At 59.6% G+C, this 24280-nt stretch carries 21 protein-coding genes; 13 read left to right on the forward strand and 8 right to left on the reverse strand.

All coding sequences use genetic code 11. The annotated features are described in order from the left end of the window. Positions 1-42: 42 nt before the first annotated feature. Entirely contained in the window at positions 43-273 is a 231-nt protein-coding gene (locus ACA058_RS07195) for a DUF4160 domain-containing protein (RefSeq protein WP_497638481.1), read from the forward strand. After that, on the forward strand, positions 261-761 hold the full coding sequence (locus tag ACA058_RS07200) for a DUF2442 domain-containing protein (protein WP_497638482.1): 501 nt from the start codon (positions 261-263) through the stop codon (positions 759-761). Before ACA058_RS07195 ends, ACA058_RS07200 begins: the two co-directional genes overlap by 13 nt. Here ACA058_RS07200 and ACA058_RS07205 read toward each other — a convergent pair. After that, the gene (locus tag ACA058_RS07205) at positions 758-1864 is read right to left on the reverse strand and encodes a DUF748 domain-containing protein (protein WP_497638483.1); all 1107 of its coding nucleotides are present in this window, start codon (positions 1862-1864) and stop codon (positions 758-760) included. The two genes, ACA058_RS07200 and ACA058_RS07205, sit on opposite strands and share 4 nt — an antisense overlap. Positions 1865-1962: 98 nt before the next feature. Between ACA058_RS07205 and cysK the strand changes: the two genes are divergently transcribed. Then, positions 1963-2937 carry a cysteine synthase A gene (cysK, locus tag ACA058_RS07210; RefSeq protein WP_497638484.1) on the forward strand — a complete coding sequence of 325 codons (975 nt, stop codon included), beginning with the start codon at positions 1963-1965 and terminating at the stop codon, positions 2935-2937. Positions 2938-3043: 106 nt separating this feature from the next. Here the strand turns inward: cysK and ACA058_RS07215 are convergent, their stop codons facing one another. Beyond that, on the reverse strand, positions 3044-3271 hold the full coding sequence (locus ACA058_RS07215) for a hypothetical protein (protein WP_497638485.1): 228 nt from the start codon (positions 3269-3271) through the stop codon (positions 3044-3046). 59 nt (positions 3272-3330) lie between these two features. Between ACA058_RS07215 and rfbB the strand changes: the two genes are divergently transcribed. From rfbB to rfbA, 3 genes are read left to right on the forward strand one after another with little or no spacing between them, the layout of a single operon-like run. After that, a complete protein-coding gene (gene rfbB / locus ACA058_RS07220) occupies positions 3331-4401 on the forward strand; it encodes a dTDP-glucose 4,6-dehydratase (RefSeq protein WP_497638486.1) in 1071 nt (356 codons plus the stop codon). Then, entirely contained in the window at positions 4398-5294 is an 897-nt protein-coding gene (rfbD, locus tag ACA058_RS07225) for a dTDP-4-dehydrorhamnose reductase (protein WP_497638487.1), read from the forward strand. Before rfbB ends, rfbD begins: the two co-directional genes overlap by 4 nt. 2 nt (positions 5295-5296) lie before the next feature. Continuing rightward, on the forward strand, positions 5297-6175 hold the full coding sequence (gene rfbA / locus ACA058_RS07230) for a glucose-1-phosphate thymidylyltransferase RfbA (protein ID WP_497638488.1): 879 nt from the start codon (positions 5297-5299) through the stop codon (positions 6173-6175). Positions 6176-6313: 138 nt separating this feature from the next. Here rfbA and ACA058_RS07235 read toward each other — a convergent pair whose 3' ends face one another. Continuing rightward, complete coding sequence (locus ACA058_RS07235; RefSeq protein WP_497638489.1) at positions 6314-7213, reverse strand: DMT family transporter; 900 nt, start codon at positions 7211-7213, stop codon at positions 6314-6316. Positions 7214-7370: 157 nt separating this feature from the next. Between ACA058_RS07235 and aceK the strand changes: the two genes are divergently transcribed. The 3 genes from aceK to ACA058_RS07250 all read left to right on the forward strand — a co-directional run bounded on the left by aceK (position 7371) and on the right by ACA058_RS07250 (position 14755). After that, the gene (gene aceK / locus ACA058_RS07240) at positions 7371-9089 is read left to right on the forward strand and encodes a bifunctional isocitrate dehydrogenase kinase/phosphatase (RefSeq protein WP_497638490.1); all 1719 of its coding nucleotides are present in this window, start codon (positions 7371-7373) and stop codon (positions 9087-9089) included. A gap of 236 nt (positions 9090-9325) precedes the next feature. Beyond that, positions 9326-13237, forward strand: a complete 3912-nt coding sequence (hrpA, locus tag ACA058_RS07245; RefSeq protein ID WP_497638491.1) for an ATP-dependent RNA helicase HrpA — start codon at positions 9326-9328, stop codon at positions 13235-13237. A gap of 396 nt (positions 13238-13633) precedes the next feature. Further along, positions 13634-14755 carry a beta-ketoacyl-ACP synthase III gene (locus tag ACA058_RS07250; protein WP_497638492.1) on the forward strand — a complete coding sequence of 374 codons (1122 nt, stop codon included), beginning with the start codon at positions 13634-13636 and terminating at the stop codon, positions 14753-14755. 203 nt (positions 14756-14958) lie between these two features. Here ACA058_RS07250 and ACA058_RS07255 read toward each other — a convergent pair whose 3' ends face one another. Beyond that, a complete protein-coding gene (locus ACA058_RS07255) occupies positions 14959-16278 on the reverse strand; it encodes a putative porin (protein WP_497638493.1) in 1320 nt (439 codons plus the stop codon). Between the two features lie 282 nt (positions 16279-16560). Here ACA058_RS07255 and ACA058_RS07260 point away from each other — a divergent pair, with 282 nt between their 5' ends. Continuing rightward, positions 16561-17685 carry a GNAT family N-acetyltransferase gene (locus tag ACA058_RS07260; protein ID WP_497639876.1) on the forward strand — a complete coding sequence of 375 codons (1125 nt, stop codon included), beginning with the start codon at positions 16561-16563 and terminating at the stop codon, positions 17683-17685. Positions 17686-17829: 144 nt separating this feature from the next. Here the strand turns inward: ACA058_RS07260 and ACA058_RS07265 are convergent, their stop codons facing one another. The 4 genes from ACA058_RS07265 to ACA058_RS07280 all read right to left on the reverse strand — a co-directional run bounded on the left by ACA058_RS07265 (position 17830) and on the right by ACA058_RS07280 (position 22058). Continuing rightward, on the reverse strand, positions 17830-19662 hold the full coding sequence (locus ACA058_RS07265; protein ID WP_497638494.1) for an ABC transporter ATP-binding protein: 1833 nt from the start codon (positions 19660-19662) through the stop codon (positions 17830-17832). A 93-nt stretch (positions 19663-19755) separates the two neighbouring features. After that, entirely contained in the window at positions 19756-20313 is a 558-nt protein-coding gene (locus tag ACA058_RS07270) for a peptidylprolyl isomerase (protein ID WP_497638495.1), read from the reverse strand. 3 nt (positions 20314-20316) lie between these two features. Continuing rightward, on the reverse strand, positions 20317-21120 hold the full coding sequence (locus ACA058_RS07275) for an alpha/beta fold hydrolase (RefSeq protein WP_497638496.1): 804 nt from the start codon (positions 21118-21120) through the stop codon (positions 20317-20319). A gap of 14 nt (positions 21121-21134) precedes the next feature. After that, positions 21135-22058 carry a PA3225 family LysR-type transcriptional regulator gene (locus tag ACA058_RS07280; RefSeq protein ID WP_110964427.1) on the reverse strand — a complete coding sequence of 308 codons (924 nt, stop codon included), beginning with the start codon at positions 22056-22058 and terminating at the stop codon, positions 21135-21137. Between the two features lie 50 nt (positions 22059-22108). Between ACA058_RS07280 and ACA058_RS07285 the strand changes: the two genes are divergently transcribed. From ACA058_RS07285 to ACA058_RS07295, 3 genes are all read left to right on the forward strand, one after another. After that, positions 22109-22423 (forward strand): 3-phosphoglycerate kinase, encoded by a 315-nt coding sequence (locus tag ACA058_RS07285; protein WP_497638497.1) that lies wholly within the window; start codon positions 22109-22111, stop codon positions 22421-22423. A 150-nt stretch (positions 22424-22573) separates the two neighbouring features. Further along, positions 22574-23173 (forward strand): FMN-dependent NADH-azoreductase, encoded by a 600-nt coding sequence (locus tag ACA058_RS07290; RefSeq protein WP_497638498.1) that lies wholly within the window; start codon positions 22574-22576, stop codon positions 23171-23173. 229 nt (positions 23174-23402) lie between these two features. Then, entirely contained in the window at positions 23403-24269 is an 867-nt protein-coding gene (locus ACA058_RS07295) for a carboxylate/amino acid/amine transporter (RefSeq protein ID WP_497638499.1), read from the forward strand. Positions 24270-24280 lie beyond the last annotated feature (11 nt).

Here is a 24280-nt window from a genome sequence, read left to right on the forward strand (position 1 = left end):
CCAGTATTGAGCTATCGCCATTTTGGCGATAGCTTGTCGGGCATGTCTACTAAATATCGATTTCGAGATACGTACCGCATCCAGTTGCGCGAGAAGGATCATCCGCCGCCCCACGTTCATCTGACGGGTGGCGGGTTGGACGTCATGCTGAGCCTGGAAACCGTCGAAGTGATGGTAGGCAAGGCACCGCCGCTGATTATCAAGGAAGCGCTGCAGTGGGTCAGGGCCCATCAGGCGCAATTGCTGGAGGATTGGAAACGATGTTACCCATGAAACGACCACGGCTATCGGCGGTGCGGGCATTGCCGGACTATCGGCTGGCGCTTGCGTTTATCGATGGTCAACAACTGACCCTGGACCTGAGTCGCGACCTGCAGGCCTTCGCGGGCTTGCAACCCTTGCAGGGAAGCGCTTTCGAGGGTGCTGCGCTAGGTGATGATGGCTGGTGTGTAGAGTGGCCTGAGTTGGACATCCAAATCGGTGCCGATACCTTGTATCTGGATGCCCTCGCGCAAAACGCTTCGGACGAAAATACCCGAATCTTCATCGACTGGCGCGCTCGCACCGGATTGCCGCTGAATCAGGCCGCTGAGGCGTTGGGGGTCAGCGCCCGCAGCATCAGCCGCTACAGCAGTGGTCGAGAGGCGGTACCGCGATCACTGGCCCTGGCCTGCCTGGGATGGGATTTCTTGCAACAGCAAGCCAATCCGCTACGGGCAGCCGAAGAAACCGGTCGTTACACCGTCACGCGCAAACGTTAATCGGCATCCGGCTTGGGTCGTTCATAGCGGGCATTGAAAGCCTGAATGAAACCATTGCGTAAAATCTGCAAAAACGCCTCGAACGCGTTGATATCTTTTTGATGGACATTGCCGCGCAGCTCGACTCGGGTCGCAAACTGGTTCTTGCCCTGGTTTTTCAACACGGTTTCGGAGCCGCCGACGATAGCCTCCCAGATGGAACGAAAAATCCCTTTGTCCTTGTTTTCCACGTCCTGTTGCCAGTTGAACACGTCAACATCCCTGAGCAGCGGTTTGATGTAACCCGTCAATTTGGCTTTTTTGGCTTGGGCTTCGATCACTACATCGCCGTGGCCGGCATTGAAATCGAATTTGCCATAGGCCGAAGCGAAGTCGTTCATGCGTTTGAGCTCAATGTTCCGGGCCCGCATGCGGAACTCGAAATCCTCGAAGTTACTCAGTGGATCGAAAGTGGCCGTGGTTTCCAGGGGGGCGTGCCCCAGCAGCAGCGCCTTGCCTTCGAAGCGGGCGTCGCGCTTGCCTTTGGTATCGACCACGTTGGTCAGGTTGTAAATGCTCGCGTCGACGTTGGTGGCATTCATGTTCACCGGTGGTTTGGAGTTGAAGTTGCGAAAGCTGATCTTGCCATCGTCGATCCGCACTTCGTTCAGGGTGATCGGCAGCAATTTACCCAGTTGGGCGCGCCAGTCGGTGCCTTCGCCGGTTTGCGAGTTTTTCTTGTTGGCCCCGCCATCGACGAAGTTGACCTCAGGCTTGACGAACTTCACTTCGGCGACCACCGCGTGGTCGTACCACAGGGAATGCCAGCTGACCGAGAGGTCGATCAGTGGCGCATTGACGAAGGGAACCGGCACCTTGCCCTCGACCTTGACGATTTTCAGGCCGTTGATCTTGTAGGCACCGCGCCACAGGGCCAGGTCCACGTCGGTGATCTGGCCGCGGTAATCGCCCATGTTCGCCAACCTGTCATTCAGGTAGTCGCGCACCAGGTAGGGCAGGGCGAAGTGCAGGGCAATCAGCAGCACAACGAGGCCGGCGAAGCTCCACAACGGCCAGCGGTAACGACGCTTCATGGTGGTAATTCTCTGGCGATCTAAAACCATTGACTGCGTTTGTAACCGGACGTTCGACCTGACTGGACGCCTACGGGCAAGAGGCTTACCTTGATGCCCTATTCAATGCTGTCGTTAAGGACCCAGCCATGAGCCGTATCTTCGCTGACAATGCCCATTCCATCGGCAATACGCCGTTGGTGCAGATCAACCGAATCGCCCCGCGCGGCGTCACCATCCTGGCCAAGATCGAGGGGCGCAACCCCGGCTACTCGGTCAAGTGCCGGATCGGCGCCAACATGATCTGGGACGCCGAAAGCACAGGCAGACTCAAGCCGGGCATGACCATCGTCGAGCCGACTTCCGGCAACACCGGCATCGGCCTGGCCTTCGTTGCCGCCGCACGTGGCTACAAATTGATGCTGACCATGCCGGCATCCATGAGCATCGAGCGCCGCAAGGTACTCAAGGCGCTGGGGGCAGAACTGGTGCTGACCGAGCCGGCCAAGGGCATGAAAGGCGCGATCGAGAAGGCCGGGGAAATAGTCGCCAGTGATCCGGCGCGCTATTTCATGCCGGCGCAGTTCGACAACCCGGCCAACCCCGCCATCCACGAAAAAACCACAGGGCCCGAGATCTGGAACGATACCGGCGGTGCCGTGGATGTATTAGTGGCAGGTGTTGGAACAGGCGGAACCATTACCGGCGTTTCACGGTATATCAAGAATACCCAAGGCAAACCTATCGTCTCGGTAGCGGTGGAGCCCGCCGTATCACCGGTGATTTCCCAGGCGTTGGCTGGTGAAGAAATCAAGCCGAGCCCGCACAAGATCCAAGGCATAGGCGCCGGTTTTGTGCCGAAAAATCTCGACCTGTCGATTGTCGACCGGGTGGAGCTGGTCACCGACGAGGAGTCCAAGGCCATGGCCCTGCGCTTGATGCAGGAAGAAGGCATCCTGTGCGGTATCTCCTGCGGCGCCGCGATGGCGGTGGCGGTACGCCTGGCGGAGACCCCGGAAATGCAGGGCAAGACCATTGTGGTGATCCTTCCGGATTCCGGTGAACGTTATCTGTCGAGCATGCTGTTCAGCGATTTGTTTACCGAGCAGGAGAACCAGCAGTAACGGCTGGGTGAAGTCTGAATGGTTCAGGCACCTTGTGTTAAAAAAGCTTTGTTACGCATTCCTTAAGACTGAATGTTGGGTTACACGGGTGAAAAACAGATCGCCATCAGGCGATCTTTTTTTTTATTTTTGGGAGCTTTGCTATATTACGAATGTCGCCCGCAAATGCCGTCAGGGCGTCGGGGAGTCTATATAGAGCCGGTCGCAGAGCTGGCGTGCGCTGAATGTTCAAAACCTTATCCAACCCTTGCCACAACAGAATTTCCTTGGCAGCAACGCCATTGGGTTTTAACCGGGCTGCGCGGGTTTCAAGCATGCCGGTTTGAATGGGCAATCCGTCTTTGAGAACCTGGGTCCGATCCTCGCAACCTTACTGAAAAAAGGTCTGAATCCATGACCATCCTGGTAACTGGCGGTGCAGGCTTCATTGGGGCAAATTTCGTATTGGATTGGCTGGCTCACTCCGATGAAACCGTAGTGAATCTGGACAAGCTGACCTATGCCGGCAACCTGGATAACCTCTGCAGCCTGAAGGGCAATGCGCAGCATGTATTCGTGCATGGCGATATCGGTGACAGTGCCTTGGTCGAGCGCTTGCTCGAAGAGCACCGGCCCCGTGCCATTCTCAATTTTGCCGCCGAGTCGCATGTCGATCGCTCCATCCACGGGCCGCAAGCATTCATCGACACCAACATCGTTGGCACTTTCCGCTTGCTGGAAGCCGTGCGCGCCTACACCAAGGGCCTGGCGCCCGATGCGGGGCAAGCCTTTCGCTTCTTGCATGTTTCCACTGACGAAGTCTATGGCTCGCTGGCTAAAGAAGAAGCGGCGTTCAACGAAAGCCACCCGTATGAACCCAACAGCCCTTACTCGGCCAGCAAAGCTGCCAGCGACCACCTGGTGCGCGCCTATCATCACACCTACGGCCTGCCCGTACTCACCACCAACTGCTCGAACAACTACGGGCCTTATCATTTTCCGGAAAAGCTGATTCCGCTGATGATCGTCAACGCGCTGTCCGGCGAGGCATTGCCGGTCTATGGCGATGGCCAGCAAATTCGCGACTGGTTGTATGTCAAGGACCACTGCAGCGCCATCCGTCGCGTGCTGGAGGCCGGCAGCGTGGGTGAGGTCTACAACGTCGGTGGCTGGAACGAAAAGACCAATCTGGAGATCGTGCACACCGTCTGCGCCTTGCTCGATGAGCTGCGTCCGCGTGCCGACGGCCAGCCCTACCATGCACAAATCAGCTACGTCACCGATCGGCCCGGGCACGACCGCCGTTATGCCATCGATGCCCGAAAACTCGAACGTGAACTGGGCTGGAAGCCGGCAGAAACCTTCGAGACCGGCATTCGCAAAACCGTCCAGTGGTACCTGGACAACCAGGATTGGGTGCGCAATATCCAGTCCGGCGCCTACCGCGAATGGGTTGAGAAAAATTATGCCGGGCGCAGCGCATGAAACTGCTTTTGCTCGGCAAAAATGGCCAGGTGGGGTGGGAGCTGCAACGCAGCCTTGCGCCCCTTGGCGAATTGTTGGCACTGGATTCCGCAAGCCAGGAGTACTGCGGCGATCTGAATGATCTGCCGGGGCTGGCCGCGACCGTGCAGCGCTTCGCGCCTGACGTTATCGTTAACGCAGCGGCCTACACCGCTGTCGACAAGGCCGAAAGCGAACCGCAACTGGCCCATCGGGTCAATGCCGATGCGCCGGCAGTGCTGGCTCGAGAGGCGTTACGGCTAAAGGCACTGTTGGTGCATTACTCCACCGATTATGTGTTCGCAGGGCTTGGCGACAGGCCCTGGCAGGAAAACGATCCGGTAGCGCCATTGAGTGTCTATGGCGCCAGTAAGCTGGCCGGCGAACAGGCGATTGCCGCCAGTGGCTGTGCGCATCTGATCCTGCGTACCAGCTGGGTGTATTCCGCACGGGGCAACAACTTTGCCACGACCATGCTGCGCCTGGCCCGGGAACGTGAAAGCCTGGCCGTGATCGATGACCAGTTCGGCGCACCAACCGGTGCCGAATTGCTGGCGGATGTGACCGCCCATGCCATCCGTAGCGTAATGGCCGACCCACAATTGGGCGGGATCTACCATCTTGCCGCCACTGGCGAAACCACCTGGTGTCGCTATGCTCGTTTTGTACTCGAACAAGCCGAGCGGGCAGGCATGAACCTCAAGGTTACCCAGGCCTTGGTCGACGCGATCGGCACCGAGGCGTACCCGACGCCGGCACGACGGCCATGCAATTCCCGACTCGATACTCAAAAACTGCAAAAGGCCTTTGCGCTGAGCTTGCCTGACTGGAAAGTTGGCGTGACACGGATGCTCGCAGAAATACTGGAGAAATGAACATGCTCAATCGTAAAGGCATCATCCTTGCCGGCGGCTCTGGTACTCGACTGCATCCGGCGACATTGTCCATCTCCAAGCAGCTGCTGCCGGTTTACGACAAGCCGATGATCTACTACCCACTGAGCACCCTGATGCTGGCGGGTATTCGCGATATCCTGATCATCTCCACGCCACAGGACACTCCGCGTTTCGAACAGCTCCTGGGGGATGGCGCCCGTTGGGGCCTGAACATTTCCTATGCCGTGCAGCCTTCGCCCGATGGCCTGGCGCAGGCCTTCATCATTGGCGAAGACTTTATCGGCAACGACCCCAGCGCCCTGGTCCTGGGTGACAACATCTATCACGGCCACGACTTCATCAATATTCTGCAAAGTGCCATGGCGCGTCAGGCTGGGGCGAGTGTCTTCGCCTATCACGTCAATGATCCGGAGCGTTACGGCGTGGTCGAGTTCGACGGCCAGGGCAAGGCGATCAGCCTCGAAGAAAAGCCACTCAAGCCCAAGTCGAACTTTGCGGTCACCGGGCTGTATTTCTATGACCAGGACGTTGTCGAGATGGCCAAGAGCATCAAGCCATCTGCGCGTGGTGAGCTGGAAATCACCGATATCAATAGTCTTTACCTGGAACAGGGCAGTCTGTCGGTAGAAATCATGGGGCGCGGTTACGCCTGGCTGGATACCGGGACTCACGACTCACTGCTCGATGCCAGTCTGTTCATTGCCACGCTCGAGCGTCGCCAGGGCCTTAAAGTCGCTTGTCCTGAAGAGATTGCCTTCCGGCAGAAATGGATTGATGCCGATCAGCTGCAAAAACTGGCGGCACCCTTGGCAAAAAATGGTTACGGCCAATACCTCAACCGTCTTTTGCAAGCGGGTTGATGCTGCCACGCCTTCCAACGCATTGCCAAGAGTGTCGAGCTCTGGTGATAGTCAGCACAAGCAGGTCTCCATGACCTGCTTTCTCGACCTCTCAAAAAAGATCAGCCCAATGCCTGCATCCCTTGAGGCGCCACAAATCTACTTGCCAGCCATCTTCACCACCCCCGGCTTCAACACCAACCACAACGCCGCCGCAATCAACACCCCACCATATATATGCGCCATCGACAGCGGTTCATCGAGAAACATCGCCCCCCACAACACACCGAACGGCGGGATCATGAAGGTCACGGTCGACGACTTTACCGGGCCGATCGCGCTGAGCAAGCGGAAGTAGATGATGTAGGCAAACGCGGTACACGCCAGCCCCAATCCCAACAGTGACAACCAGACATTCCAGCCGCCCCAGCTCGCCGGTGGCTGGCTGATCACGCTGTAGCCGAACAACGGCAGCAGGAACAGCGTGGCGCCGAGCATGCTGCCCAGCGCCGACAGGCGACTGTCGAGCCCACCGGCCTGATCGAGCCAGCGGCGTGCAAGAAATCCGGCAAAGCCATAACAGGTGGTGGCGAGCAGGCAGGCGAGGGCGCCCATCAACAGTTCCGGATCGAACGCTACCGGACCTGCGCGGGTCAGCACGCCGACGCCGAACAGCCCGAGGAACACACCACCGAGCTTGGCGCCAGAGAGTCTTTCATGGAAGAGCAGGCCGCCGATCAACACGCCCATCATCGGTGTGGTGGCATTGAAAATCGCCGAATAACCGGCCGGCAGCACTTGCGCGGCCACCGAGTAGAGTGTTGCCGGAATCCCTGAGTTGATCACCCCGAGCAGCATCACGGTTTTGAGTTTGCCCTTGAAGTCCCAGCTGATGCGCATCAGTCCGAGAATCACCAGCAGCCCGACCGCCGCGATCGAAACGCGGAAAAAGGCCGTGGGAATCGTGCCAATCACCGGGGCGATGATGCGCATGAACAGAAAGCTCGCACCCCAAATGGCCGCCAGTGACAGTAAACGCAATAGATCGACGGGGTTCACGACGTGTTCCTTGCTTGATGGGGGCGAGAGTGTTGCCGAGCCTCCGGATGATGGCAACCGCAAAACGAGCATTTCATTGGTCTGGAAAATTACACTTCTCCTGCACCCGCTTCACTGGCTAAGCTCAGGGCTCACGAATTCCCGCAGAGGTCTCACCATGCCGCAGCAATGGCCAGCCGCCGACATCGCCCGCCTGATCCTCGATGGCTTTGACGATTACCGCGAGCATTTCCGCCAGATCACCGACGGCGCCCGGGCCCGCTTCGAGCAGGCCAAGTGGCAGGAGACGCAGTCGGCGTCGGCGGCGCGGATCAATCTCTACGAAGAAAAAGTCAGTGAAACGGTGGAGCGACTGCGCACCGCCTTTGACACCGACACGCTGGACGTCAGTTGCTGGCCGCTGGTCAAGAGCGCGTACATCACCTTGATCGACCTGCGCTTCGACGATGAATTGTCCGAGACCTGGTACAACTCGATTTTCTGCGGGCTGTTCAGCCATGACCTGATCAGCGACGGCTGCATGTTCATCCACACCACGCGGCCGAGCCTGCGCCGGGCCCGCGCCGCGCAAACCCGCACCTACAAGCCCCAGGGCCAGCTGTCGGGCATGCTGGCGAGCATCTTTTCCGATTATCGCTTCAGCGAGGAATACGCCGACCTGCCCGGCGACCTGCGCCGCCTTGAAGCGCAACTGCGCGAGAACCTGCCGGATTGGGTGTGCAAGGATCCGCAACTCAGCGTCGAACTGTTTTCCTCGGTGCTCTACCGTAACAAGGGCGCCTACCTGGTGGGGCGCATCTACACCGCCGATGAGCAATGGCCGCTGGCGATCCCGCTGCTGCACCTCGAGGGGCGGGGCATCCAGATCGATGCACTGATCACCGACGAGGCGGATGTGTCGATCATCTTCTCCTTCACCCGTTCGTATTTCATGGTGGATGTACCGGTGCCGGCGGAGTTCATCGGCTTCCTCAAGCGCATCCTGCCGGGCAAGCACATCGCCGAGCTGTACACCTCGATCGGTTTCTACAAGCATGGCAAGTCCGAGTTCTACCGGGCGCTGATCAACCACCTGGCCAACACCGATGACCAGTTCATCATGGCCCCCGGCGTGCGCGGCATGGTCATGAGCGTGTTCACCCTGCCGGGTTTCAACACCGTGTTCAAAATCATCAAGGACCGCTTCTCGCCGTCGAAAAACGTCGACCGCGCCACGGTGATCGAGAAGTACCGGCTGGTGAAGAGCGTCGACCGTGTCGGGCGCCTGGCCGACACCCAGGAGTTTGCCGACTTCCGCTTCCCGCTGAGCAAGTTCGCCCCGGCGTGCCTGGAGGAACTGCTGGAAGTCGCGCCGTCCACAGTGTCGGTGGAAGACGACACGGTGCTGATCCGTCACTGCTGGACCGAGCGGCGGATGACGCCGCTGAACCTGTACCTGGAAAACGCCAACGAGGCGCAAGTGCGCGAGGCCCTGGAGGATTACGGCCTGGCGATCAAGCAACTGGCGGCGGCGAACATCTTTCCCGGTGACATGCTGCTCAAGAACTTCGGCGTCACGCGTCATGGGCGGGTGGTGTTTTATGACTATGACGAGATCTGCTTCCTGACTGAAGCCAACTTCCGCCACATTCCGCAGCCGCGTACGCCGGAAGATGAGATGGCCTCTGAGCCTTGGTATTCGATCGGGCCGCTGGATGTGTTCCCTGAGGAGTTCCCGCCGTTTCTATTTGCTGATTCGGGGCAGCGCAAGTTGTTTGATCAACTGCATGGCGAGTTGTACAACGCCGATTACTGGAAGAGCCTGCAAGAGGCCATTCGCGCCGGCAAGGTAATCGATGTATTCCCCTATCGCCGCAAGGGTCTGGATAGCGAATAGCGAACCTGAGTGAACACTCTGTGGCGAGGGGATTCATCCCCGTTCGGCTGCGAAGCAGTCGTAAAGCCAGCACGCTCGGTGTTACTGACACACCGATTGTGCTGGTTTTAGGGCGGCTTCGCCACCCAACGGGGATAAATCCCCTCGCCACAAAAGCAGGTTGCATTCGTCGGGACGCAACCAAATCTGCGACAATCCGCCCCCTTGCGCCACTAGACGACTGAATTGCGTACCCGATGACCGACGAATCGCCCTCCATCGACAAACTGCTGAAAAACCTCGATCACGCCATGCTCGCCGACCGCCACCGGCTGCGGCGGCAGTTGCTTGAGCTGCGCAAGAAACCCGACGAGGCCAAACTGGCCCAGTGGGTGGCGCGGATGCAGGCGTCCTGTGACCAGGTGCTGGCACGCAAGGCCAGCCTGCCGGTGATTCGTTACGACGACAGCCTGCCAATCGCCGCCAAGCGCGACGAAATCAAGAAGGCCCTGCAACAGCATCAGGTGCTGATCATTGCCGGCGAAACCGGGTCGGGTAAAACCACCCAGTTACCGAAGATCTGCCTGGAAATCGGGCGCGGCCAACATGGCCTGATCGGCCACACCCAACCGCGGCGGATTGCTGCACGCAGCGTGGCCGCCCGGGTGGCCGAAGAACTCGGCACGCCGTTGGGCGCCCTGGTCGGTTATCAGGTGCGGTTCGAGGATCAGAGCGATTCCAATACCCTGATCAAACTGATGACCGACGGCATCCTGCTGGCGGAAACCCAGAACGACCGTTATCTGGAACGCTACGACACCATCATCGTCGACGAAGCCCACGAACGCAGCCTTAACATCGATTTTCTGCTCGGTTACCTGAAAACCCTGCTGCCGCGTCGTCCAGACCTGAAAGTCATCATCACCTCGGCGACCATCGACCTGGAGCGCTTCTCCAAACATTTCGACGATGCGCCGATTGTCGAAGTGTCCGGCCGTACTTTTCCGGTGGACACCTGGTATCGCCCGCTGACCCTGGAACAGGACGAGGAGGGCAACCGTGTCGAGGACGACTTGACCGTGGATCAGGCGATCCTCGCCACCCTCGACGAAATTGCCGCCTATGAGCGCAGCGAACGTCGCAGCCCCGGTGACGTGCTGGTGTTCTTGCCCGGCGAGCGCGAGATTCGCGACGCCGCCGACATGCTGCGCAAGGCCCAGCTCAAGCACACCGAGATTCTGCCGTTGTACGCGCGCCTGTCGCCGGCCGAGCAGCAGCGGATTTTCCAGTCGCACCCGGGCCGTCGCGTGGTGCTGGCGACCAACGTTGCGGAAACCTCGCTGACCGTGCCGGGCATCCGTTACGTGATCGACAGCGGCACCGCGCGCATCAGTCGCTACAGCTACCGCGCCAAGGTCCAGCGCCTGCCCATCGAAGCTGTTTCCCAGGCCAGCGCCAACCAGCGTAAAGGCCGATGCGGACGGGTCGAGCCGGGCATTTGTGTGCGCCTTTACAGCGAAGAGGATTTCCTCGGGCGCCCGGAATTCACCGATCCGGAAATCCTGCGGACCAACCTCGCCGCCGTTATTTTGCAGATGCTGCATCTGCGCCTTGGCGAAATCACCGCGTTCCCGTTTATCGAGCCGCCGGACGGCAAGGCGATCAGCGACGGTTTCAACCTGCTGCAAGAACTCTCGGCAGTGGACCGCAATAGCCAATTGACCCCGCTCGGTCGCCAATTGGCGCGACTGCCGGTGGACCCGCGCATGGGCCGCATGCTGCTGGAAGCGGCGAAACTCGGCAGCCTGCAGGAAGTGCTGATCGTCGCCAGCGCCATGTCGATCCAGGATCCGCGCGAACGTCCGCCAGAGCGCCAGCAAGCGGCGGATCAGGCCCACGCGCAATGGAAGGACACCGACTCGGACTTCGCCGGGCTGGTCAACCTGTGGCGCGGTTTCGAAGAGCAGCGCCAGGCGCTGACTGCGAGCCCGCTGCGCAATTGGTGCCGCAAGAATTTCCTGAATTATTTGCGTCTGCGCGAATGGCGTGATTCCCACCGTCAGTTGAGCCTGATCTGCCGCGACATGCAGTTAAGCCTCAATAAAGAGCCGGCGGACTATCCGAAGCTGCATAAAGCGGTGCTGGTGGGGTTGCTGAGCCAGATCGGCCAGAAAACCGAAGACGGCGATTACCTCGGCGCGCGTCAGCGACGTTTCTGGATTCACCCGTCGTCGGGTATCGGCAAGAAGCGCCCGCAATGGCTGATGACCGCCGAACTGGTGGAAACCACCAAGCTGTATGCACGGATGGTGGCCAAGATAGATGCCGACTGGATCGAGCCGCTGGCCGGGCACCTGATCAAGAAAAACCACTTCGAACCCCATTGGGAGAAGAAGCGTGGCCAGGTCGTGGCATTCGAGCAGATCACCCTGTTCGGGCTGATCGTGGTCGGCCGCCGGCCGGTGCATTACGGTCCGGTCGATCCGGTGGTGTCCCGTGAGCTGTTCATCCGTGAAGCATTGGTGCGAGGCGAGATTCAGTCGAAAGCCAAGTGCCTGACGGCCAACAAGCAGTTGCTGGAACAACTCGACGAACTGGAAGCCAAGGCCCGTCGACGGGACATTCTGGCGGACGAAGAAACCCTCTACGCTTTCTACGATGCGCGGTTGCCAGCAGAGATCCACCAGACCGCGACCTTCGACAGCTGGTATCGGATCAACAGTCAGAAAGACCCGCAACTGCTGATCATGCGCGAAGAAGACGTGCTGGCCCGCGAAGCCAGTGAAGTCACCGCCCAGCATTATCCGGACACGCTGCACATCGGCGACCTGGAACTGGCCCTGAGCTACCACTTCGAACCGAACCATCCGCGCGACGGCGTGACCCTGCGTGTACCGGCACCGCTGTTGCCGATGCTGCCGCCGGAACGCCTGGAGTGGCTGGTGCCGGGGGTGATCGAAGCCAAGTGCATTGCGCTGGTGCGCAACCTGCCCAAGGCCTTGCGCAAGAATTTCGTGCCGGTGCCGGATTTTGTCAAAGCCGCGTTACAGCGCATAACCTTCGCTGAAGGCTCGTTGCCCCAGGCCTTGGGTCGCGAGTTGCTGCGCATGACCGGCGCCCGTGTCAGCGATGAAGCCTGGAGCGAGGCGGCGCAGCAGGTCGAAAGCCATCTGCGGATGAACCTGGAAATCGTCGACGCCCAGGGCAAGTTCCTCGGCGAAGGGCGCGACCTGGCCGAGCTGACTGCCCGTTTCGCCGAGGCCAGTCAGGCCGCCCTGGCCGTGCCGCAAACCGCGAAAAGCCAGCAGCCGGTCGAACCGAAAGTGTTTGCCGCCGTCGCCGAGAAAACCCAGCAGAAGATCGCCGGTTTGTCGATGACGGTCTATCCGGCGCTGGTGGAAGAGGCGGGGACGGTCAAGGAAGGACGTTTCTCGACACCGGCCGAAGCCGAGTTCCAACATCGCCGCGCCCTGCAGCGCTTGCTGATGCAACAACTGGCGGAACCGGCGAAGTTCCTGCGCGGCAAGTTGCCGGGCCTGACCGAACTGGGCCTGCTGTATCGCGACTTGGGGCGTGTCGATGCACTGGTCGAAGACATACTGTTGGCCAGCCTCGACAGCTGCATCCTCGACGGTGAAGACCCCTTGCCACGCGACGGCGCCGGGTTGGCATCGTTGGCTGAACGCAAGCGCGGCGCCTGGACCGAACATGCCGAACGCGTGGCCAGGCTGACCCTGGAAATCCTCAAGCACTGGCACGGCCTGCAAAAACGCTTCAAGGGCAAGATCGACCTGGCGCAAGCCGTGGCCCTGAACGACATCAAGCAGCAGCTCAGCCATCTGGTGTATCCGGGGTTTGTCCGGGAAACGCCGATGCAGTGGCTCAAGGAACTGCCGCGCTACCTCAAGGCCATCGAACAGCGTTTCGAAAAAATCGGCGCCCAGGTGCAAAGGGATCGGGTCTGGAGCGGCGAGTTGTCCGGCCTCTGGACGCAATACCAGACCCGCGCCAACAAACACGCCCAGGAAGGCAAGCGCGATCCGCAGCTGGAGCTGTATCGCTGGTGGCTGGAGGAATACCGGGTTTCGCTGTTTGCCCAGCAGCTGGGGACCAAGGTGCCGATCTCCGACAAGCGCCTGAACAAACAGTGGTCGCAAGTCGAGCCCTGACCCTGTGGGAATTGGCTTTTTGTGGCGAGGGGATTTATCCCCGCTGGGTGGCGGAGCCGCCCCAAAACCTCCGTACTCGATGTATCAGTTACAACGAGTGCGCTGGTTTTACGACTGCTTCGCAGCCGAACGGGGCGGTGCGACGTTTCGCTAAATCCCCTCGCCACACAAGCTCCGACAGGGGATGTAATTGTTCTCGCAAAAGGGGCGGAAACCCAAGGTTTATGGCAAACTTCGCGACCATAAACGCCGGTTTCGTGACCCACAGCCTTCGGCCAGGTCTCGTGTCGGAATAAAGCGATGCCAGGTTTGCGTCCCCCCGGATGGAAATAGACCCTTTGTGTGTTGGTACGCCTGTACCAATGCTTTCTGTTTGAACAGATTAGAGACACGACCATGCATAACGTCGTCATCAGCGGCACCGGCCTCTACACCCCGGCCAACAGCATCTCCAACGAAGAGCTGGTGCAGTCTTTCAATGCTTATGTAGCTCAATTCAACACCGACAACGCCCAGGCTATTGCCCGCGGTGAAGTCGAGGCGTTGACCGAGTCCAGCGCAGCGTTCATCGAGAAAGCCTCCGGTATCAAAAGCCGCTTTGTCATGGACAAGGAGGGCATCCTCGACCCGCAACGCATGGCGCCACGCCTGCCGGAGCGTTCCAACGACGATTGGTCGGTGCTTTGCCAGATGGCCATCGGCGCAGCCGAACAAGCCTTGCAACGTGCCGGCAAAACCGCCGCGGACATCGACGGCGTGATCGTCGCCTGCTCCAACCTGCAACGCGCCTACCCGGCCATTGCCATCGAAGTCCAGGAAGCGCTGGGCATCCAGGGTTTCGGTTTTGACATGAACGTGGCGTGTTCCTCGGCCACCTTCGGCATCCAGGCCGCCGCCAACAGCGTCCAGCTGGGCCAGGCCCGGGCGATCCTGATGGTCAACCCGGAAGTCTGCACCGGTCACCTGAACTTCCGCGACCGCGACAGCCACTTCATCTTCGGCGATGCCGCGACCGCGGTGATCATCGAGCGCGCCGACCTGGCCACCTCCAGTCACCAGTTCGACATTGTCAGCACCAAGCTGCTGACCAAGTTCTCCAACAACATCCGCAACAACTTCGGCTTCCTCAACCGCGCAGGGGAAGAGGGCATCGGTGCCAAGGACAAACTGTTTGTGCAGGAAGGCCGCAAGGTGTTCAAGGAAGTCTGCCCGATGGTCGCCGAGCTGATCGCTGCGCATCTGGAAGAGAATCAACTCAACGTCAACGACGTGAAGCGCTTCTGGCTGCACCAGGCCAACCTCAGCATGAACCACCTGATCGTCAAGAAGCTGCTGGGCCGTGAAGCCACCGAGCAGGAAGCGCCGGTAATTCTCGATACCTATGCCAACACCAGCTCGGCAGGTTCGGTGATTGCGTTCCACAAGCACCAGGACGATCTGACCGCCGGCTCGCTGGCGGTGCTCAGCTCGTTCGGCGCGGGTTATTCGATTGGTAGCGTGCTGTTGCGCAAACGCTGATTTCGCGGCTTGAAAAGATCGCAGCCTGCGGCAGCTCCTACAGGATTACGTAATCCCCTGTAGGAGCTGCCGCAGGCTGCGATCTTTTTTTGCGCAGAAAAAACTCGCGTTGCTGTATCGGACGGATGATGGGGACCGATACAGCAACGCGAGTTTGTAAAAGCAACTCAGGCATCCTTGCCGGAGTCGTGTAGCGGGGTAAATCAGAACTTCGCTTCGGCATCCAGTTGCAGGGTGTTGATGTCGGAGTCTTTCAGGTTGACGCTGGCGTTGGTGTAGTCGGAGTTCGCCATGAAGTACGTCGCACCCAGGGTGAAGTTCTTGTCGAGCTCGTAGCTGACTTTCAGCTTGCTGCCGCGCGAACCGGTGAAGCCGTTGGCGAAGTCAGAGTCGGTGAAGGCACCCACCACCGCGTTCTGCTGCACGTCGCGGTAGTTGTAGTCCAGGCCGAAGCCGTAGATCTTGGTCTTGACGCCGGCCAGCCAGCCAGTGTCCCGATCGTTGCTGGCTTCGGCGTTGTGTACGTACTGGCCGTACAGCGACAGCGGCATTGGCAGGCCGCCGATGTCGATCTGGCTGAAACCTTCCCACAGACGGAACTCTTCGCCCGGGCTGTTACCGTTGACGGCCAGTGCGCATGGCGAGGTGGTCGCGGTGCAGGTGCTGTCTTCGTCGTTGTCGTAGTTGTAGAGGCTGCCGCCCACGGTCATTTTCAGGTTGTCGGTAATGGCGAAACGCGCACCCAACTGACCAGCGTACAGACGCAGGTCGTGCTTGAATTGCACGCCTTCGCCGTCGACGTTGTCCTTGAGGGTGTAGTGACCGGCACTACCGAACAGTTCGGTGTTGCCCAGCGGGTATTTGTAAGTCAGGGCCAGGCCTTCGGGGTTGATATCGCTATCCCAGATGATGTCGCCCATGCTCACCCACGGTTGCAGCATCTTGCCGCCGATCACGTGCAGGTTCTTGATGGCGTTGGGGTGGTAATCGACATAACCCAGGTCCAGCCAGATCTGCTTCTTGTCGAAGTAGTTGTTCAGGTCCTGGTTGGTGGAGCGAGCGTCGTCGCTGCTGCCGGTGGCAATACGGATGCCGGTGTCCACTTGCGGGTTGATTTCGCTGAACGCACCCAGGCGGGCACGAATGCGCTGGCGATCGCTGTCTTTGTTGTTGGAAACACCATCGTTGTGAACGTTTTCCTGACGGAAACGCACGTCGCCCTTGAATTGGGTCTTGGCAGCCCACGCCAGTTTCTGGTCGAAGGTGCTCAGCTCATTGGTTTTCTTCGCGGTGGCCGCGATCTGCTCGTTGGTCTCTTGCTGAGCCTGACGGGCGATTTGCTGGTCTTTCTGATCCCTTGCCAGTTCGGCTTGCAATTCGCTGTACTGGGCGTTGGTAATCGAGCCGTTAGCCTTGAGCATGTCGAGCAGTTTGGCGTCGACTGCGGCGCTGGCCGGAACACTCATGGCCAGCAGCAGGCCGCCACACAAGGCCGCCGCAGTTTTCGTGGAAGCAAGACGCATATCAATCTCCGAAGATGAGAGTGGATGGCTGGACCATCCTGGGCACAACCGACCATGGAGTGGACGGAAAACAGTGGCCGGATATAACCCGGCGCTCTAAAAACAGGCGCCAGTATCGCGATGGTTTATGACAGTGCGGTGGCAAGATGATGGCATGTCTGTGACGATACAAAGTCGTTGCGAACTATTGATCTAGAGCGCTGTCGTCCAAACGCCCGTGTGCAAAGCGCACCAATAGGCGATACTCGCGGGGCTTTCACGCCATGAAGAGTGAGAATGGTGATGCCGTTGCAACGCCTGCAAAGTCTGTCCGAAATCGAGCCGCAAACGTGGGACGCGCTGGTACCCGAGAATCAGCCATTTCTGCGTCATGGGTTTCTCGGCGCGTTGGAAGACAGTGGCAGTGTCGGCCCCCATTCCGGCTGGCAACCCGAACATTTGCTACACGTCGAAGGCGATCGACTGATCGCTGCGTTGCCCAGCTACCGCAAATGGCATTCCTACGGCGAGTATGTGTTCGATCACGCCTGGGCTGATGCCTGTGAGCGTGCGGGGATCGATTACTACCCCAAACTGCTGACTGCCGTGCCGTTCAGCCCGGTCAGCGGCCCGCGTTTGCTGGCGGCCAGGGTCGAAGACGGTTTCGAATTACTCAAGAGTCTGCCGGGCTACCTGGAGATCGAACAACTCTCCAGTGCCCATATCAACTTCAGCGATCCGTTCACCGACGCCGCACTGGCCGAACAACCTGGCTGGCTGCAACGCATCGGCTGTCAGTATCACTGGCAGAACCGTGGCTATCGGGATTTCCAGGATTTTCTCGACGTACTCAGTTCACGCAAGCGCAAGCAGATGCGCAAGGAACGCGAGCAAGTGGCGGGGCAGGGTATCGATTTTGAATGGCTCGAAGGCCGGGAATTGACTGAGTCGCTGTGGGATTTCGTCTACGCCTGCTACGCCAACACTTACGCAGTTCGCCGGCAACGACCTTATCTGACGCGGGAGTTTTTCAGCCTGTTGGCCGAACGCATGCCACAGGCGATTCGAGTAGTGTTGGCCAAACAAGGCTCACGTCCCGTGGCGATGGCTTTCAGCCTGGTCGGCGGCGACAGTTTCTACGGTCGTTATTGGGGCTGCCTGGCGGAGTTCGATCGCCTGCATTTCGAGACGTGTTTCTACCAGGGCATGGACTACGCGATTGCCAACGGTTATCAGCGCTTTGATGCCGGAGCCCAGGGCGAACACAAGTTGATTCGCGGGTTTGAACCGGTGATCACCCATTCCTGGCACTACCTGCGCCATCCTGGGTTGAAAGCCGCGGTCAAGGACTTCCTCCACCAGGAGCGCCTGGGTGTGCTGGCCTATGCCGAGGATGCGAGGACAGCCTTGCCTTATCGCCAAGCTTGAACGCCAGTCCCCTGTAGGAGCGAGCATGCTCGCGATGAACTCGAGATCACCACAGGGTGTCAGGCACCCCGCGTCATCGTTGACGACCATCGTCGGAGCGCCGCCCGGAGCATGCTCGCTCCTACAGGGACGTGGACCTGAAACTTAGTCGATCCCGACAAACCCGCCCGTCTGGTGCTGCCACAACCGCGCATACAAACCGCCATGGGCCAGCAGCTCGGCGTGAGTGCCGGTCTCGGCGATCTTGCCATTCTCCAGCACCACCAGCCGGTCCATCCGGGCGATGGTCGAGAGCCGGTGGGCGATGGCGATCACGGTCTTGCCCTGCATCAGGGTTTCCAGGCTTTCCTGAATGGCCGCTTCAACCTCCGAATCCAGTGCCGACGTAGCCTCGTCCATGATCAGGATCGGCGCGTCCTTGAGTAGCACGCGGGCGATGGCGATGCGCTGGCGCTGGCCGCCGGAAAGCTTCACCCCGCGTTCCCCGACGTGGGCATCGAAACCGCTGCGGCCTTCAGCGTCCGACAATAGCGGGATGAACCCGTCGGCCCGGGCCTTGTGCACCGCTTCCCAGAGTTCGGCATCGGTGGCGTCGGGTTTGCCGTACAACAAGTTATCGCGGATCGAGCGATGCAGCAGCGAGGTGTCCTGGGTGATCATGCCGATGCGTTCGCGCAGGCTTTCCTGGCTGACGTCGGCAATGTTCTGGCCATCGATGAGGATGCGCCCGCCCTCAACGTCGTAGAGGCGCAGCAGCAGATTGACCAAGGTCGACTTGCCCGCGCCGGACGGACCGATCAGGCCGATCTTCTCGCCAGGTTTAATCGTCAAGTTGAGTCCGCCGATGATCCCGCTCTGTTTGCCGTAGTGGAAATCCACATTGTCGAAACGCACTTCACCACGGGCCACCGCCAGCGGCTTGGCCTGGTCACGGTCGGTGACACTGACCGGCTGCGAAATGCTTTGCAACCCGTCCTGGACCATACCGATGTTTTCGAAGATGCCGGTGACCACCCACATGATCCAGCCGGACATGTTGACGATGCGGATCACCAGCCCGGTGGCCAGGGCAATGGCGCCCACGGTGATCAGCGACTGTGTCCACAGCCACAGGGCCAGGCCGGTGGTGCAGACGATCAGCAAGCCGTTCATGCTGGTGATGACCACGTCCATGCTGGTGACGACACGGCCGGCCAGTTGGGCTTTTTCGGTTTGCTCCTTGATCGCTTCGCGGGCGTACTGCTGCTCGAAATGGGTGTGGGCAAACAGCTTCAGGGTGGTGATGTTGGTGTAGCCGTCGACGATCCGCCCCATGAGTTTGGAGCGCGCGTCGGAGGACACCACCGAACGTTCCTTGACCCGTGGCACGAAGTAGTAGAGCGCGCTGATGAAGGCGATGATCCAGGTCAGCAGCGGGATCATCAGGCGCCAGTCGGCTTCGGCGAACAGCACCAGCGAGCTGATGGCGTAGATCAGCACATGCCACAGCGCGTCCACCGCCTGCACCGCCGAATCGCGCAGGGAGTTGCCGGTCTGCATGATGCGTTGGGCGATACGACCGGCGAAGTCGTTCTGGAAAAAATTCAGGCTCTGCTTGAGCACGTAGCTGTGGTTCTGCCAGCGGATCAGGCTGGTCATACTGGGGCTCAGGGTCTGGTGCACCAGCAGGTCATGAAGACCGACGAACAGCGGACGCAGGAACAGCGCCACTACCACCATCCAGGTCAGTTCGAGACCGTGTTCCTTGAAGAAGTCGACGTTTGGCGTGCCTTGGGCCAGGTCGATGATGCGGCTCAGGTAGCTGAACAGCGCCACTTCGATCAATGCGCCGAACAGGCCGACGAACAGCAGGGCGGCGAAACTCGGCCAGACCTGCTTGAGGTAGTAGGTATAGAAAGGCAGGACCCGATCCGGCGGTGCGGCTGTCGGGGCGTCGCGGAATACGTCGATCAGTTTTTCAAAACGGCGATAAAGCATCGGTTATTCACCCGCGAACGGGCTCTCCTTCAAACGGTTTGAGCGTTGCCGGCAACACCGGCAACGGCTCGGACATCCTTGTCCAGCTTAGTCTCAGTCGATGCGCTTGGCCGACTTGATGAACACAGGGTCGGCGGGCACATCCTTCATGCCGCTACGCACGGTGGTGGGCGAGTTGACGATGATGTCCACCACGTCCATGCCCTTGACCACTTTGCCGAATACCGCGTAACCATCACCCTGGTCGAGGAAATCGTTGTCCTTGACGTTGATGAAGAACTGGCTGGTGGCCGAGTCAGGTACCGAAGTACGGGCCATGGACAAGGTGCCACGAACGTTGACCAGGCCGTTCTTGTGCTCGTTCTTGATCGGCGCCTTGGTTTCTTTTTGCTGCATCTGTTGAGTGAAACCGCCACCCTGGACCATGAAGCCCGGAATCACGCGGTGGAAAATCGTGTTGTTGTAGAAGCCGCTGTCCACGTACTCAAGGAAGTTCTTGGTACTGATCGGGGCCTTGACCGGGTCCAGTTCGATTTCGATCTGGCCGTTGGTGGTGTCCAGTAGTACGTGCGGCGCCTTGGCAGGCGTTGCCGCCATCAGGTTGGCGGCAAACAGAACGGAGCCAGCGACTAGGGCGATTTTTTTCAGCATGGGTCAGTGATCCTGATGGGTGGTGTCGACTGCGGTGAGAAACTCCAGCAGCGTCTGGTTAAAGCGTTCGGGCTGGTCCAGCGGGGTGGCGTGACGCGAATCGGCGATCACTGCCAGCCGCGCATTCGGCAGCAGTCTTACGTAGTTTTCCTTCAACGCGACCGGCGTGTAGTCGCGGTCGGCGCTGACGATGAGGGTTGGACAGGTGACCTTCGACAGTCGTTCCTGAACCCCCCAGCCAACAATGGCATCGAAGCTGGCGAGATAAGCATGTTTGTCGTTTTTTGCCCAGCGCTCGGCCATCTTTTGTCGCAAATCGTCCTGCCCGGGTTTGGGGAACAGTTTGCCACCCAGGGCCTTGCCGATGGTGTGAAGACTGAGTACACGCATCAGGCTCCAGCGCTTGAACCACTGCCAGTAATCGTCGCGGCTGCGCAACTTGACCTCGGGTGCGCTATTGACGATGCACAGGCTCTTGAGCAATTGCGGCTGATCCACACCCAGTTGAAAGCCGATCATGCCACCCATCGACAACCCTACGTAATGGGCGGGCTCCAGGTTCAAGTGCTCCATCAGCGCCACCAGGTCGGCGCTGAACCCGGCGATGCTGTAGCGCTCGCGGGGTTTGTCCGAGCGCCCGTGGCCGCGCACATCCGGGACGATCACCCGGTAGCGGGCGGCCAGCGTCGGGATCTGTTCTTCCCAGTCCAGGGTACTGGAACCCAGGCCGTGGACCAGCAGCAACGGCGTGCCGTGGCCATATTCCTCATAGTGCAGGTTGCAACCTTCGTGTTCGAAGTAGGCCATGCGTTACCTCCGTGTCAGGCTTGTTCTGGGGCGGCGAACGGTGCGTCCAGTGGTGCGGTGTCGAACGTGCGCAGCAGCTCGATAAGAATCTGCGTCGCCGGGCCGAGCGGTTTGTCTTTGTTCGAGTACAGGTAAAAACTCGGGTTGCGGCTGCCGCCCTGGTCCAACGGTAGCAGCTTGAGAGTACCTTCCTTGAGTTCCCGTTCAATCATGTGCCTTGGCAACCAGGCGAACCCCAGGCCGCTGCCGACGAAAGTGGCGGCGGTGGCCAGGCTGCCGACGGTCCAGCGTTGTTCGGCACCGAGCCAGCCGACGTCCCGCGGTTGCTGGCGCCCGGAGTCGCGGATGACCACTTGCAGCTGGCTTTCCAGGTCCTGGAAATTCAGTTCGCGGTTGAGGCGGTGCAGGGGGTGTTCCGGATGGGCGACCGCGACGAACTCGACGTCGCTCAATTCCGCGCCCAGGTAACCGGGAATGCTGAAACCGCTGATGGCCAGGTCGGCCACACCTTCGAGCAGGACCTCCTCCACACCCGACAGCACCTCTTCACGCAGACGCACGCGGCAGCCACGGCTTTGCGGCATGAACGCGGTCAGCGCGCGGACGAGACGGGCGCTCGGGTAGGCGGCATCGACCACCAGGCGCACTTCGGCTTCCCAGCCTTGCTCCATGTGATGGGCCAGGTCTTCGAGCTGACTGGCCTGTTTCACCAGCTGCCGGGAGCGGCGCAACAACACGCCGCCAGCCTCGGTGAGTACCGCTTTGCGCCCGTCGATGCGCAACAACGGCACGCCGAGCTGGTCTTGCATGCGCGCCACGGTGTAGCTGACCGACGATTGCGAGCGGTGCAGCGCTTCGGCGGCCTGGGCGAAGCCGCCGTGGTCGACCACGGCTTGAAGCGTTCGCCATTGATCAAGGGTCACGCGGGGCGCTTTCATGATGGGCTCCTGTTGTCCTAAGCTGCGCAGTTCTTATTGGAGACTGCTGAATGAAAAAAATCTGTAGTGTGTTACTGGCGATGATGCCCCTGACTGCGTTTGCTTATCCGATCGACGTACAGAAAGAGCTCAATGGACTGAAGATCGACTACACCACCTACGCCTCCGATTACGACATGGGCTCGATCACCGTGAACAACTACGGCGACACCGCTGCCGAATGCGCGGTGGTGTTTCGCAACGGTCCTGAATCGCCAAAAACCCGCAGAGTCAATCTCGACGCGGGTAGAAGCGCGGATCTTTCAGCCAAGTTCAACCGCAAGATCATCAAGCTGTACATCACCATGACCTGCAAGCCGAAATGACATCCAGCGGAGCACGCCAATCGCTGATGCTCCGCTTATAAACGAATTTCTTGATCGGTTATAGCAGTTATTTGCGCTTTTTAATCGATATAACTCTGTTTAACCTTCACTCCATCGACTTACAGCATTCTCAGATGGAGGCTACAGCCCATGTCCCGCGTTCTGATCATCGAAAGCAGTGCCCGTCAGCAAGATTCGGTTTCCCGTCAACTGACCCAGACCTTCATCAGCCAGTGGCAAGCCGCTCACCCCGGCGACCAGATCACCGTTCGTGACCTGGCCGTCAACCCGGTGCCGCATCTGGACATCAGCTTGTTGGGCGGCTGGATGAAACCCGCCGATCAGCGCAGCGACATCGAACAGATTTCCCTGGAACGCTCCAACCAGCTGACGGACGAGTTGCTCGCCGCCGACGTGCTGGTGATGGCCGCGCCGATGTACAACTTCGCCATCCCGAGCACCCTCAAAGCCTGGCTCGACCATGTGCTGCGTGCCGGTGTGACCTTCAAGTACACCGAAACCGGCCCGCAGGGTTTGCTCAGTGGCAAGCGCGCTTATGTCCTGACGGCTCGCGGCGGGATCTACGCCGGCAGTACCGCGGATCACCAGGAACCCTACCTGCGTCAGGTCATGGGCTTCATCGGCATCCACGACGTGACGTTCATCCACGCCGAAGGCATGAACCTGGGCGGCGACTTCCAGGAGAAAGGCCTGAACCAGGCGAACGCCAAGCTTTCCCAGGTGGCCTGAGCCGTTAATCGCCAGATAATCACCGGATGGTCTAGTGACCTGGCGCGCAACCCTTCAAGCCTGCACGCGCATCGAACCTCCCTTTGCACTTGTTGCACCTGAGTGCTCTAGCCCGATTGAACGCTTTAGCGAGATCGGGCTTTTTTTTGCCTGGGATTTTGTATCGGTTGACTGTTCGCGATAACTGGCAAAACCCGTTATCTTCGCCGCCATTCGAAACGAGGCGAGCATGGGCTATCTACTTTTTGTCACGCTGATCCAGGCGTTTTCCTTCAGTCTGATCGGCGAATACCTGGCCGGTCATGTCGACAGTTACTTCGCAGTGCTGATACGCGTGCTGCTGGCGGGACTGGTGTTTATCCCGCTGACCCGCTGGCGTTCGGTGGAGCCTGCGTTCATGCGCGGCATGTTGCTGATCGGTGCGTTGCAGTTCGGTGTGACCTACGTCTGTCTGTACCTGAGCTTTCGCGTGCTGACGGTACCGGAAGTGCTGCTGTTCACCATCCTCACGCCGCTGCACGTGACCCTGATCGAAGACGCGCTGAACCGGCGCTTCAATCCATGGGCGTTGGTGGCGGCATTGGTGGCGGTAATGGGCGCGGCGGTGATTCGCTTCGACCGGATCAACCCGGATTTCTTCATGGGGTTCCTGTTGCTGCAGCTGGCCAACTTCACCTACGCCGCCGGGCAGGTGCTTTATAAACACCTGGTGGCGCGTCATCCAAGCGATCTGCCGCATTACCGGCGCTTCGGTTATTTCTACCTGGGCGCATTGGCGGTGGCGTTGCCGGCGTTCCTGCTGTTCGGCAAACAGAACTTCCTGCCTGAAGCACCGCTGCAATGGGGCGTGCTGCTGTTCCTCGGCCTGGTCTCGACCGCGTTGGGGTTGTACTGGTGGAACAAGGGCGCGTGTCTGGTCAACGGCGGGACGCTGGCGGTGATGAACAACCTGCATGTGCCGGTGGGGCTGCTGATTAACCTGCTGATCTGGAATCAGCATGAAGAGCTGGGTCGGTTGTTGCTGGGTGGTTCGGTGATTCTGATGGCGGTGTGGATTAGCCGGTTGGGTGTACGCCAACCAGCAATCGCACACTAAGCCCATGTGGG

It is taken from the genome of Pseudomonas sp. LBUM1649 (assembly GCF_059716155.1).

Coding starts and splice junctions, on each gene's coding strand:
- ACA058_RS07280 (WP_110964427.1), bottom strand. CDS start 22,058: ATGAAAGCGCCCCGCGTGACCCTTGATCAATGGCGAACGCTTCAAGCC.
- ACA058_RS07205 (WP_497638483.1), bottom strand. CDS start 1,864: ATGGTTTTAGATCGCCAGAGAATTACCACCATGAAGCGTCGTTACCGC.
- ACA058_RS07255 (WP_497638493.1), bottom strand. CDS start 16,278: ATGCGTCTTGCTTCCACGAAAACTGCGGCGGCCTTGTGTGGCGGCCTG.
- rfbA (WP_497638488.1), top strand. CDS start 5,297: ATGCTCAATCGTAAAGGCATCATCCTTGCCGGCGGCTCTGGTACTCGA.
- ACA058_RS07295 (WP_497638499.1), top strand. CDS start 23,403: ATGGGCTATCTACTTTTTGTCACGCTGATCCAGGCGTTTTCCTTCAGT.
- ACA058_RS07260 (WP_497639876.1), top strand. CDS start 16,561: ATGCCGTTGCAACGCCTGCAAAGTCTGTCCGAAATCGAGCCGCAAACG.
- ACA058_RS07195 (WP_497638481.1), top strand. CDS start 43: ATGTCTACTAAATATCGATTTCGAGATACGTACCGCATCCAGTTGCGC.
- rfbB (WP_497638486.1), top strand. CDS start 3,331: ATGACCATCCTGGTAACTGGCGGTGCAGGCTTCATTGGGGCAAATTTC.
- ACA058_RS07200 (WP_497638482.1), top strand. CDS start 261: ATGTTACCCATGAAACGACCACGGCTATCGGCGGTGCGGGCATTGCCG.
- ACA058_RS07265 (WP_497638494.1), bottom strand. CDS start 19,662: ATGCTTTATCGCCGTTTTGAAAAACTGATCGACGTATTCCGCGACGCC.
- ACA058_RS07250 (WP_497638492.1), top strand. CDS start 13,634: ATGCATAACGTCGTCATCAGCGGCACCGGCCTCTACACCCCGGCCAAC.
- cysK (WP_497638484.1), top strand. CDS start 1,963: ATGAGCCGTATCTTCGCTGACAATGCCCATTCCATCGGCAATACGCCG.
- rfbD (WP_497638487.1), top strand. CDS start 4,398: ATGAAACTGCTTTTGCTCGGCAAAAATGGCCAGGTGGGGTGGGAGCTG.
- ACA058_RS07275 (WP_497638496.1), bottom strand. CDS start 21,120: ATGGCCTACTTCGAACACGAAGGTTGCAACCTGCACTATGAGGAATAT.
- ACA058_RS07285 (WP_497638497.1), top strand. CDS start 22,109: ATGAAAAAAATCTGTAGTGTGTTACTGGCGATGATGCCCCTGACTGCG.
- ACA058_RS07290 (WP_497638498.1), top strand. CDS start 22,574: ATGTCCCGCGTTCTGATCATCGAAAGCAGTGCCCGTCAGCAAGATTCG.
- hrpA (WP_497638491.1), top strand. CDS start 9,326: ATGACCGACGAATCGCCCTCCATCGACAAACTGCTGAAAAACCTCGAT.
- ACA058_RS07270 (WP_497638495.1), bottom strand. CDS start 20,313: ATGCTGAAAAAAATCGCCCTAGTCGCTGGCTCCGTTCTGTTTGCCGCC.
- aceK (WP_497638490.1), top strand. CDS start 7,371: ATGCCGCAGCAATGGCCAGCCGCCGACATCGCCCGCCTGATCCTCGAT.